The organism is Adhaeribacter arboris (assembly GCF_003023845.1).
GTDB lineage: Bacteria > Bacteroidota > Bacteroidia > Cytophagales > Hymenobacteraceae > Adhaeribacter > Adhaeribacter arboris.
On the sequence record NZ_PYFT01000001.1, the window covers coordinates 2,435,049 to 2,446,944 of the forward strand.

General features: G+C 41.7%; 11 protein-coding genes. 9 read left to right on the forward strand and 2 right to left on the reverse strand.

Features of this window, described 5'->3' with window-relative positions; translation table 11 throughout:
• Nucleotides 1-82: 82 nt before the first annotated feature.
• The 5 genes from AHMF7605_RS09930 to AHMF7605_RS09950 all read left to right on the forward strand — a co-directional run bounded on the left by AHMF7605_RS09930 (nt 83) and on the right by AHMF7605_RS09950 (nt 5,392).
• Entirely contained in the window at nt 83-1,330 is a 1,248-nt protein-coding gene (locus tag AHMF7605_RS09930) for an exo-beta-N-acetylmuramidase NamZ family protein (RefSeq protein WP_106928819.1), read from the forward strand.
• A gap of 47 nt (nt 1,331-1,377) precedes the next feature.
• Nucleotides 1,378-3,426, forward strand: a complete 2,049-nt coding sequence (locus tag AHMF7605_RS09935; protein ID WP_106933417.1) for a M13 family metallopeptidase — start codon at nt 1,378-1,380, stop codon at nt 3,424-3,426.
• Between the two features lie 55 nt (nt 3,427-3,481).
• A complete protein-coding gene (locus AHMF7605_RS09940) occupies nt 3,482-3,871 on the forward strand; it encodes a hypothetical protein (RefSeq protein ID WP_106928822.1) in 390 nt (129 codons plus the stop codon).
• Nucleotides 3,872-3,900: 29 nt separating this feature from the next.
• On the forward strand, nt 3,901-4,554 hold the full coding sequence (locus AHMF7605_RS09945; protein WP_106928824.1) for a YdcF family protein: 654 nt from the start codon (nt 3,901-3,903) through the stop codon (nt 4,552-4,554).
• Nucleotides 4,555-4,951: 397 nt separating this feature from the next.
• Entirely contained in the window at nt 4,952-5,392 is a 441-nt protein-coding gene (locus AHMF7605_RS09950) for a DUF2147 domain-containing protein (RefSeq protein ID WP_233219000.1), read from the forward strand.
• Nucleotides 5,393-5,695: 303 nt separating this feature from the next.
• Here AHMF7605_RS09950 and AHMF7605_RS09955 read toward each other — a convergent pair whose 3' ends face one another.
• Nucleotides 5,696-6,166 carry a hypothetical protein gene (locus AHMF7605_RS09955; protein WP_106928827.1) on the reverse strand — a complete coding sequence of 157 codons (471 nt, stop codon included), beginning with the start codon at nt 6,164-6,166 and terminating at the stop codon, nt 5,696-5,698.
• Between the two features lie 340 nt (nt 6,167-6,506).
• Here AHMF7605_RS09955 and AHMF7605_RS09960 point away from each other — a divergent pair, with 340 nt between their 5' ends.
• Together AHMF7605_RS09960 and AHMF7605_RS09965 are read left to right on the forward strand one after the other, a co-directional pair.
• Nucleotides 6,507-7,106 carry a hypothetical protein gene (locus AHMF7605_RS09960; protein WP_106928829.1) on the forward strand — a complete coding sequence of 200 codons (600 nt, stop codon included), beginning with the start codon at nt 6,507-6,509 and terminating at the stop codon, nt 7,104-7,106.
• Nucleotides 7,107-7,222: 116 nt separating this feature from the next.
• A complete protein-coding gene (locus AHMF7605_RS09965; protein ID WP_106928831.1) occupies nt 7,223-9,406 on the forward strand; it encodes a gliding motility-associated C-terminal domain-containing protein in 2,184 nt (727 codons plus the stop codon).
• A gap of 125 nt (nt 9,407-9,531) precedes the next feature.
• Here the strand turns inward: AHMF7605_RS09965 and AHMF7605_RS09970 are convergent, their stop codons facing one another.
• Nucleotides 9,532-10,161 carry a cytochrome c oxidase subunit 3 gene (locus tag AHMF7605_RS09970; protein WP_106928834.1) on the reverse strand — a complete coding sequence of 210 codons (630 nt, stop codon included), beginning with the start codon at nt 10,159-10,161 and terminating at the stop codon, nt 9,532-9,534.
• Nucleotides 10,162-10,732: 571 nt separating this feature from the next.
• On the opposite strand from AHMF7605_RS09970, the gene AHMF7605_RS29680 reads away from it, so the two are divergent.
• Both AHMF7605_RS29680 and AHMF7605_RS09975 read left to right on the forward strand, forming a co-directional pair.
• Nucleotides 10,733-10,909 (forward strand): hypothetical protein, encoded by a 177-nt coding sequence (locus AHMF7605_RS29680; RefSeq protein WP_158267484.1) that lies wholly within the window; start codon nt 10,733-10,735, stop codon nt 10,907-10,909.
• Nucleotides 10,910-11,282: 373 nt separating this feature from the next.
• On the forward strand, nt 11,283-11,774 hold the full coding sequence (locus AHMF7605_RS09975; protein ID WP_146153558.1) for a DUF4920 domain-containing protein: 492 nt from the start codon (nt 11,283-11,285) through the stop codon (nt 11,772-11,774).
• Nucleotides 11,775-11,896: the final 122 nt, after the last annotated feature.

Consider the following 11,896-nt stretch of genomic DNA (forward strand, 5'->3'; position numbering starts at 1 on the left):
GGAAAAGCTAATAAAATATATACCTTCGTTTAATTACCGTAACTAATCTAATTGCTCCAACAACCCCCAAGTATAAGCTAAAATGAACCTTAAAAACTTATTAATTGCCAGTTTGTTTTTGTTTGTTTTTTTAATTTCTACCTATATAATCGCCTGCCGTTCGGATTCTTCTGCAAAAAGTACTACCTCTGACCCAACCGCTGCAAAACCTATTACCGGAGCCGACCAAACGGAAAAATATATTGCGTATTTACGGGGCAAGCGCATTGGATTGGTGGCAAATCCTACTTCCATTATCGGAAAACAGGCTATCGCGGATAGTTTATTAGCTTTAGGAATAAAAATTCAGAAAGTTTTTGGGCCGGAACATGGCTTTCGGGGCAATGCTAGTAATGGGGCCAAAGTGCAGGACGAGGTGGACGCGAAAACGGGTCTGCCGATTATTTCTTTATACGGCAAAACTGCCAAACCTACTAAAGAACACCTGGCCGATATTGATTTAATGATTTTTGATATCCAGGACGTGGGCTGTCGTTTTTATACTAATATCAACACCCTAGAATACGTAATGGAAGCTTGCGCCGAAAATAATAAAGAACTGCTCATCCTGGATCGGCCCAACCCCAACGGCTATTTTATTGACGGCCCCATTCTGGAAGATTCGCTCCGCTCGGGCATTGGTCGCCATCGGATTCCCATTACTCACGGATTGACCATCGGCGAATTTGCCCAGTTCTTAAACGGTGAGGGTTATTTGGCTAACAAAATTAAATGCCAATTAAAAATTATTAAAGTAGCGAATTATACCCACGATACGCCCTACGAATTACCGGTTAAACCCTCCCCCAATTTAAATACCCCCCAATCCATACTGCTTTATCCTAGTTTATGCTTGTTCGAGGGCACTATTATTAGCCAAGGCCGAGGTACGCAAATGCCATTTACGGTTTTGGGCGCTCCCGCTTTAAAAGGCAAGTATTCGTTTTCGTTTCGGCCGGTTAGTATTCCGGGTATGTCTGAAACGCCTCTGCACCAAAATAATGATTGTTACGGCCTTGATCTGCGGCAGTACGACACTAACCAGTTGCGGCAAACCAAGCAAATCAATTTAAAATGGTTAATGGAGTTATATAAAGCCTATCCGGAAAAGGAAAAGTTCTTTGATTTTAGCCAGAGTAAGCAAATGGGGAATTTTGACAAACTAGCGGGCACTACTAAATTAAAGAAACAAATTATTGCCGGCTGGTCCGAAGCAGATATTCGGAAAAGTTGGGAACCGGGCCTAAGTCAGTATAAGCAAACCCGAAAAAAATACTTATTGTATCCTTGAATAAATTAACCATCTACTTTTCGCTTTACGCCATACCGTTAACCTGTATGAAAAACTTAAATAACCTTTGCTACCTTTTCATTTTAGCAGGTTTGCTAGTAAGCGCTTGTCAGAGGAAGGACAAAGAGAAAGCCCAAACTCCGGATTTGATAAGCAGTTACCGGGATACCACCGTTGCTCCTGGCAATGATTTTTTTCAGTATGCGAACGGCGCCTGGCTGAAAAAACACCCGATTCCGGCATCGGAAAGTAATTGGAGTATTGGCAAAGAAGTACAAAATGAAATTTACGCCCGCCTGCGGAAAATAAGCGAAACCGCCTCTTTTACCGAAGGAAATGCTGGAAGCAACGAACAAAAAATCGGTGATTTTTACCATACTGGCATGGATACGGTAAGTATTGAGAAGCAAGGAATAGAGCCCTTAAAACCCGAGTTAAACCGCATTACGGCCATAAAATCGAATGCTGAAATACCAACGGTGGTGGCTCGCTTACAAATACTAGGGGTAAATGCCCTCATTGGTCCGAATGTCGAGCAAGACGCGAAGAACAGCGAGCAAATGGCCCTTTACCTCTGGCAATCGGGCTTAGGATTACCCAACCGTGATTATTATTTTAATAACGATAGCCGCACGCAAAATATCCGGAAAGAATACGGAAAGCACCTGGCCAAAATGTTTACGCTTCTGGGGCAAGACGTAGCTACCGCCAAACAAAACAGCGAACGGGTAATGCGCCTGGAAACAAGCCTGGCCAAAGCATCCCGCAAACTCGAAGACTTGCGCGACCCATACGCCAATTACCATAAAATGGCCATAAGTGAAGTAAATAAGCTCACTCTGGGTATTGATTGGCAAAAATGGCTCGGCCAAATGCAGGCTCAAAATCTGGATAGTGTCATTGTCGGTCAGCCCGAATTTTACCGGACCGTAGGCCAGTTACTTAAAACTACTCCTCTCCCCGATTGGCAGGCTTACCTGCAGTGGCACTTGGTGCACGCTTTTGCCGAACAATTGCCCAAAGCATTTGACAACGAAAATTTCCGGTTTTACGGTACCGTAATGCAGGGCCGAACGCAACAACGCGCCCGCTGGAAACGGGTACTCGACGAAGAAGAAAGCGCCATGGGCGAAGTACTGGGTAAATTATTTGTAGCCGATTATTTCTCGCCCGCTACCAAAAAACGCTACGAAACCATGGTAGATAATGTAGTAGCTGCTTTCCGGGACCATATTCAACAATTAGATTGGATGACCCCACCCACCAAAGAAAAAGCGCTGACTAAGCTAAACAAAATCAAGAAGAAAGTAGGTTACCCAGACAAATGGAAAGATTTCTCGGCTTTAAAAATTGACCGGTCTGCGTACGTGCAAAACGTAATGCGGGCCAACGAATGGTGGTACCGTTACCATTTAAATAAGTTGGGCAAACCCGTAAACCGGGACGAGTGGAGCATGACGCCCCAAACCTATAATGCTTACTATAACCCGAGTAACAACGAAATTGTACTGCCAGCCGCTATTTTTGCCATTCCCGGTTTGCGCGACGAAGATGCCGACGATGCCATTATTTACGGTTATGCCGGTGCTTCTACCATTGGGCACGAGCTTACCCACGGCTTCGACGACCAAGGCAGCCAGTTTGATGCGCAGGGAAATTTAAAAAACTGGTGGGCTCCTCAAGACCAAACTTTGTTTAAGAAAAAAGTAAACGAAATAGTTAAGCAATTTAACGGTTACGTGGTGCTCGACAGCTTGCGGGTAAATGGCAAAGCCACGGCCGGCGAAAACATTGCCGATTTAGGCGGAATTGTTATTGCGTTAGATGCTTTTAAGAAAACGGAACAATACCAAAAAGGTGAAAAAATGGGCGGACTTACTCCCACGCAGCGCTATTTCTTAGGCTACGCGTTGGGCTGGCAAGGGCACCAGCGCGCCGAACGGCTGGCGCAGCAAATTCTTACCGACGTGCATTCGCCGGCCAACCTGCGGGTAAATGGACCCTTAGCCGATGTTCCGGAATTTTACCAAGCCTTTAACGTACAACCTAACCAGCAACTTTACCGTCCTGATTCGCTACGGGTGAAAATTTGGTAATTTAGTCGATAGTCCCTGGGCGCTAGTCGATGGATATTAGTTTAGCGAATTACGAATGTTTTTTGAACTTCTTTTACTATTATGCGCCGCTATCTTTATAGGCACCGGAATGAATGGTCTTATTGAAGCCCGGGAAAGAGCAAAATCCGGATTTCATACGAACGCGGTAGTAGTTAAGCTAGTGGGGGAATGGTCGCGCAGCAATAGCAAGATCACGTACCTTTATTATCCTATTATCAAGTTTAAAGATAAGGCCGGCACAGATGTAGAGGGAAAACTTGAAGTAGGCACTTTCCCACCGTTTTACTACACGGGCCAAAAGATTACTATTATTTATTTTGAAAACCAGATTTTTCCATCCAGCCGCTTTTCCAATGCGGTTGGATGGCTGATTATTCTATTGGGATTAGGAATTTTAGCTTACGGAATAACGCAACTATATTAACATCTTTTATTCATTAAGATACTTACATTATGTCGCCGGAAACAATGGCTTTAGCGCAGCGCATTTGGGATTACCACCACGTTAACCACTCCTTACAACCCGCCGATTGCATTATGGTACTGGGCAGTCATGATTTACGGGTAGCCGAAAGAGGGGCTGAATTGTGGCTGCAAGGGTATGCGCCCTGGTTACTCTTTGCGGGCGGTTTAGGCCGATTAACTTTAGGTTTGTGGCAGGAAACGGAAGCCGAAAAATTTGCGAAAGTAGCCAGGCAAATGGGCGTACCCGAGGAAAAAATTCTGGTGGAAAGCCGTTCTACCAACACCGGCGAAAATGTAGCCTTATCTTATCAATTACTGCAACAACGCCAAATAAAAGTAGACCGGTTTATTTTAGTGCAAAAACCTTACATGGAGCGCCGTACCCTGGCCACTTTCGAGAAACAATGGCCCGGCCCTAAAACGGAAATCTTAGTTACTTCACCGCAAATAAACTTTACAGATTATCCCAACCAAGATGTTTCTATGGAAGAAGTTATTTCTATTATGCTCGGCGATTTGCAGCGCATTAAAATATACCCCGAAAAAGGATTTCAAACCTACCAACCTATCCCGGCTGATGTTCGGGAAGCGTTTGAACAGTTAGTGGCGCAAGGGTATACCGGTCATTTAATGCCAGAGTAAAGCAAGGGAAGTAATAAAACTTAAAGTTTCATTTTAGATCTTGTATTTGTCTATTTTTCTGACCAGTTAGTTTCTCCGAAAAGATTGAATTAAGCGCAATACTTATTGCGGGAGAGTTTTTAAGTTATAGCAAACCATTGGAGAAATTCACTTAATCTTTATATATCTAAACGCTTATTCTGAATTTTACTATCTCCAGGTAAAGTTGTTCTTTACTTGGTTAATTCTAAAAAGCAGTTCAAGTTATATTTAGTGCGTTCAAGTAATAACCCAATCGGCTCGCTCGTTTACATTAATAATACAGGCAAATAGAATAACCAGAAAGACCTAAAGCCTTTAGCTTGCAAGTTGATTAGCAGTTATCTATATTTCCTGCTTAATTTGGAAAACTATACGTATGAAAAACGGATTATTAGTGTTGGTTCTTTTTTTAATGATGGTTGGTAATTTGGCGCTGGCCCAAGCCACCGACAATACTCCTATTGGAACCTGGACCAACGAAGATAAAGAAGCAAAATTCGAAATATACAAGTGCGGCAATAAGCTGTGCGGCAAAATTGTCTGGCTAAAAGAACCTCTTCGCGAAGGCAAACCCAAGCTAGATAAATCTAATCCGGATAAAAATCTGCAGAACCGTCCTATTTTAGGCTTGGTTTTTATGCAAAACTTTAGTTTTGACGGCAATAATAAATGGGATGATGGCACCATTTACGATCCGAAAAGCGGTAAAACGTATTCTTGCTACATGAAAGTTTTAGGTAAAGATAAAATGGAAGTGAAAGGGTACATTGGCATTTCTTTAATCGGCCGAACGCAAAACTGGACCCGGGTAAATTAAGCAAGTAGTAGGTTTTACGTAATACGTTTTACGTTTACAAAATTTTGAATATCATTCACATAAACCGAATGCAATACTAAACCAATTTGTTTTTCTACTTAAAATTATCTGCCCGCCCGTAAACAAAAAAGGTGCGCCTGCTAACAGGCGCACCTTTTTTGTTTACGGGAAAAATAAAAGAACGAATGTATAGGTCAGGCTAATTACCTATTAGTAGTATCCGGGCAAAATTAATTTTACTACTGGTTAAATAAGGGTTAACAGTATAAGATGTATTTAGTCTGGATACTTTTATCCTTTTAATTAAAACACTTCTTCAATCCGGTATTGCTTATCCCGGAAAGTAAACGTATCACCGGCCGTTTTATCGGCCATGGCTTTAAAAATGGGCGACATAGTAGAAATGGCGTAGTATTTTTCGTTGTTTACCTGTACTTCGCCCACACTCGCCGAAACAAAATACTTTTGCAGGTTGGTGTGAACGACCGAGCCCAAGGTGATTACTTTATTTTCTTTGGTGGCTACAATTCTTTTTAAAATGGCTAAAACCGTAATAGCTTCATCCATTTGTTTGGCAAACATATCGCGCTGAATCTGGCATGCTTCCCGAAAAGACTCAAACTTATCTTCAATCCCGGCTCCCTGGTGCTCATTGGCGCTTTCCTGCGCTTCGTCCATCGCACTTTTGGCGGTTTGAATTTGAACATTCTGAATCCGAAGGCATTCGCTGAGTAAACGCTGTTTTATTTCTAAATTTTTCGACGTTACTAACATACTTTAAAATTAATTGCTCTTATATCAAATAAATCTCGTGGCCGGAAAGAAAAAAATATAGTACTAATATTAAAGATAAACGTTTCGCTGAAGCAAAAAAAGTAAACAATTTTTTCGGGCAAATTTATTATATCTGGTTCATTTTTAGTTCAACCGGTAAAATGCAATTTCTCATTGCTTTCCTTAACCGTTTTACTCTTTATGTTTAAACATTTACCTTTTTTATTAGGGTTTCTGCGGCGAAGTTTTAGACTAATGTTAAGTAAGTGTTAAACTATTTAAATCCGGAAATGTTATTTAAATTGTAAAACACCATGTTCCGTTTTTATTTACTAAATCTTTGTTACAAAATTTTAAATATCTTTTTTCTAAAAATAAAAGTTCACAACCAAGTTGTCAACGGCAGGCCGGCTTTTGCCGGGCCGACCAGGAAGCCTATGCCCATTGGCTGCAACAAAAAACGTATTTAAACTGGACGCCGGAGTTTTTTAAGGCTTACCATTACGATAAAGCCGGCATTCGGCCTTCGTACCAACTCGAACGATTAGTGCAATTAGGGAAACAAGGCGTTATTTTTTTCTTTGATGATCGGATTGGCGAGCAAAACTTTAAATTTCTGAATGAGTTTTTAAAAGATCAGGTTTTGCGGCTCGGGTATCGCCTGCATTCGGCCGATATCCGGACGAATCTGAAGAACAATTACACCGAAACCATTTATAAGTATTATTTTACCCCGCCGCCTTCTTGCGTCGACGGCAGTATTCTTTGTAACCAACTTTACGGCAATATTAGTCTGGATTTAATTCAACTTAACGCGCAGCCGGCCTTTATCCGGATAGTGGCCAATTCTTACCTAAGCTGTGCTTTCTCCCAAGCGCTTTCCTTCGACGACCTGCTTAGCCATATTTTGGCCCGACCCACCGAAACCGAAAAGCCATAACCCCAGCATTTACCCATAAATGTAAATTTTGCCCTTCTTTTTATTTACGATTTAACCGGTAGTATTGTATTGTAAATTTTAGTAGCTTAAGCCTGCATTAGCATTTTTGGGTTTACATGAAATTCCGGTTACTACTCTTATTTATCCTAGTTTGTTTTGCCCTATCGGCCAGGGCTACGCATATTGTGGGCGGCGAATTTGAATTAGAACATCGCTCCGGCTCCAATTACCGCCTTACCCTGAACATGTACTTTGATAATTTAAACGGCAATCCGGAAGCCCTAGACCGCGACTTGGTAGCCAGTATTTATGATAAGCAAACCGACGAGTTGGTGCAGCAAGTTTACATGCCCCTTACTGCCTCTACGCCGGTTGCCTATACTTCTGTTGCTTGTACGAACGCATCTTTAAGTACCAGTAAACTGGTGTATACCAGCACGCTGCAACTAAGCCCCAGTGTATATACCAGCCCATTAGGTTATTACGTTGTTTGGGAAAGATGCTGCCGTAATAATGTTATTTCTAATATACGATCCCCCGAAAGCGCCGGCCAGACTTTTTATTTAGAGTTTCCGGCCGTAGTTAAAGCTAATAAGCCATTCATTAATTCCTCGCCTAAACTTTTCCCCCCGCTCAGCGATTACGCCTGCGTAAACGAATTATTTTATTACGATTTTTCCGGTACGGATAATGACGGCGATTCTCTGGTGTATGAAATGATTACTCCGCTGAATGGCTACAGCTCTCCCGGCGATCCCTTACCTGAATTTCCTTCCAGTGGCCCTTATCCAACTGTCCGCTGGACCGCCGGTTTGGGCGTAGATAACCAGATTCCGGGCAACCCTAGTATTTCCATCGATCCATTTACCGGGCGCTTAGTCGTTCGGCCGAACCGCTTGGGTTTGTTTGTTTTTGGGGTTCGTTGCAATGAATACCGCGATAATGTAAAAATTGGCGAAACCCGTCGCGATTTCCAATTATTGGTTTTAAACTGCCCGACCAACGACAAGCCCCAGATTACCGCGCAGATGCAAGGACAAAAAACCTTTTACAAGGAAGGAGACACCTTGCGCCTGACGCCGGACGGAAACCATTGCCTCGATATTTTTATGACCGACCCGGACACCGATGAACCCCTCACGATTTCTTACCGGCCCGTTAATTTTTCCTTGACCGGCAATATTTTAAGTACCACCCAAGGCATAGTAAACCGGGGAGGAGCCAGAGATTCCTTAAAGGCCACCGTATGTTTTCCGGGCTGTCTGGACTCGAAAGGTAAAACGTATTTGTTAGACGTAATGGTAAAAGACGATGGCTGCAGTTTGCCCAAAGCAGATACCGTTCGCCTGACCATTATTGCCGAACCAGTGCCTAACGAACCGCCCGCTATCCGTACTACCGCTCCCGACACCATTTTAACGGCTAAACTGGGCGATGTTATTTCTTTCGACGCCATAGGTACCGACCCCGACAACGAAGTAGTTACGGTAAAACTGGAACCGCGTAATTTTAATTTAGCCGGCCAAAAAATTTCTTTCCCTACTACGTCCGGCACAGGGTCCGTTACGGTACCTTTCCGGTGGGAAATAGACTGTCCGGCAGCTGGTCAAAGTAGCTACCTACTCGATTTTTTGGCAACTTCAGTGGTATGTGGTCAGCCGGTTACTAAAACTACTACCGTGGAAGTACGCCTAGATAACCCGAACGCGCCCCCGCAATTAAGCACTTTACTCGAAGGAAAAACCATCACTATTCCGTATGGGGGTTCGGTAAACGACTCTATTTTTGGTTTGGACCCGGATGTAAATCCGATTGTACTCAGCGCTGCCGGCGAAGATTTTAACCTGGCGGATTACGGCATGCAGTTTACTCCTGCTTCCGGTAATGGCTCAGCCCGTACTGCCTTCTCCTGGACTCCGGATTGCCGGACATTGGATAGAGAATCCTTTAAAGTAAATTTTTCGGTGCAGGAGCAAGCCTGTAATCCCAACCCCGCTACCATTAAAAGCGTGGTTTTTCTGGTGCAGCCTCCTAAATCAGCCAGCTTTATTCCGGCTAATATTTTTACTCCTAACGGCGATGGCCGGAACGATTATTTTCAGATGCCCAATTTACCCCCTGACTATTGCGAAAGCATTTTTGCCAGCATTATTATTTTTAACCGTTGGGGCAATAAGGTTTACAGCAGTACTAACCGCGAGTTTAAGTGGGATGGCCGGAATGCTACCGATGGCGTATATTATTACCTGATTAAGTTTTCGGATAAGGAATTTAAAGGCCATGTAACCTTAGTTCATTAAAACCTAATCCTTTAACTGAAGCTAGTAGCCGTTTGCTCTTTATTTCTAGGCTACTGTACCGCTGGATTATTTACTAAATTGCCTTCAGCTTTAACCGGAGGATTATTATGGCGTTAGGTAATCTTTTAATTTAAAAACAGAAAAACCAGGTAAATAAATACCCACAAAATATCCATAAAATGCCAGTAGGTGCACAACAAATTTATTTGTTGCCGGCGATAAGGATTACGAATAAAAACTAAGGCGCGGATTGGGTTAAGGGAAGCATGCAACGTTTTAAGCAACACAAACGAAAGATAACCAAAGCCTCCCAGTAAATGAATGCTGTGCAAAGCCGAAATAAAGTAAACGTACATACCCGAGCCACTGCGAAAAGGAATACCGTGCATCGCCATATCGCGCCACCCCGCCACCTGCGACCATACAAAAGACATTCCGAAGAGTAAAGTTGCCCAAAGCATAATTTTCACTTTCAGGAGGTCGTCTTGCCGGTAAAAAGAAGGAGCCCGGCTTATGGTAAAACTACTGCATATCAGCAGGATAGTACTAATACTAAAGAATTTTGAAAAATGCCGGTTTATAGGACCTTCTTCCCACAAACGAGTCCGGATATAGGCTACGATTAAGATCAGAAACAAAACGGATATGCCTACAATAACCAGATAGAGCATCATTAAAAAAGGATGCACTTTTTCTATGCGGGAAAAAGTAGAATTATTGGATGTACCAATCGTATTTTTCTTATCAGGCTCCATAAGCACCTCGCTTCTTCCGGTAATGATAAATACACTAAGAACAGGCTTAAATTTACCTTACTCGACTTTTACCGGATAAATTATTCTATTTGCTAAAATTTTATAAAAAAGGCTAAGATATTACCAACTTATTTTACCAGTAATGCTAGTGACTGCTTCTTTTAAACGAACTGGTTACAACCGATTACGTAAACTTCGGGGTCTTATTACCTTAACGTAGGTATAACAAAAAACCGCTGGTATTGGCTCCGTTTTTTCTATCATTTTTCGTGCGTTTCCTAATTATTAAAATTAATAGAAGTTGCTTAAAAAGTAAAACAGGCTTTTTATCGACGGCGGGTAAAGTTTACCTTTATTTAAACTTAAAATTTACTTTCTCCAGAAATGAAAAAGAAGTCTCTAAGAGTAACACCTGCGATGGAAGCTGGATTAACTAAAAAGCTAATGCGTATTAAGGATATTGTACGATTAACGGATTAAATAAAAAAGAGAACTAAAACTCCCTTTTTTGTGGCTATATCTTTTTATCTTGTAATTAATTCCTATTGTCTAAATATTAAATTCAAATGCCATGAAAAAGAAAGCACTACTATTAGTTTTCTGTGTTTGTGCATTTTTCGTACTTATGGGATTGGGCACAATTTTAAAGGGAGATATTGAAAACAGAAAAGAAGCATTAATTATGGCTACCTACTTGCTATTTTTCTTATCAATTATGTTACTCATTACGCGACCAAAATTTGGCTAAAATCTCACCTAAATTCAAACTGAGACACTACCAAAAGAATATTGACTAAGGCTTCACCCATTTAATAATTTATAAAATAAATCTTCAGGATAAAGTAATCCGGGAAGATATTTGGGCCTCTTTTTAAGTTATAACTGGGCGAAGCACTAGCGTATTCTTTCTTCCTTTCTTTATCTTTTTATATTAAATTAGTAGGCCTGTAAAATAAAGTTGATACCGTAAAATTTACGCTTACAGCTACAGGACACCTAACGGTCTGTTTAAATTATTTTTACAATAAGACATTGATATTGCCTGCATTAACCTTATTAGAATACTTAATTTTAAATTTTGAAAAAGCAGCAAGTATTTATCCTCTAATCTTTGAACTCCCGTGAAACTATTCTTTTATTATTTAATGACCAGCTTTTGTATTTGGCAAGGCCAATCAAAAGCATACGCCCAAACTACTGCACCTGCTGCGGGTAAGTCTACCCAAGAAACTCATTATGGCCGACCGGTTTCAGCGGGTAAAAGTATGGAGGCTAAGGTACTGCCCCGTTTTATAGCGGGTAAAGATTCGGTACAGGTTAGAGTTTCGGGGGTGGTGCAGCAGGTATGCCAGGTAAAAGGTTGTTGGATGGATGTAAAGCTAACGGATGATACTCGGATGAAGGTCCGTTTCCGGAATTACGGTTTTTTTGTACCGAAAAATTTAAACGGTAAAAAGGTAATTCTGGAAGGAACTGCTTACCAGGAAGTAATATCCGTCGCTGATCAGCAACACTATTTAAAAGATGCTGGCAAATCAGCTGCCGAAATCCAGGCCATTCGTAAACCTAAAAAAGAAATCACCTTTGTGGCCGACGGTGTTCAGCTTTTATAAGAAATAGCTGGTCATTCTATTGAAAGTATTAAAAGCTGCTTTAAGGCAGCTTTTTTAATTTTTGGAGAATGCAGCTACCATAATAAGCGCAGTATTTGTAGTTTTACGAGCTAAACCGCACC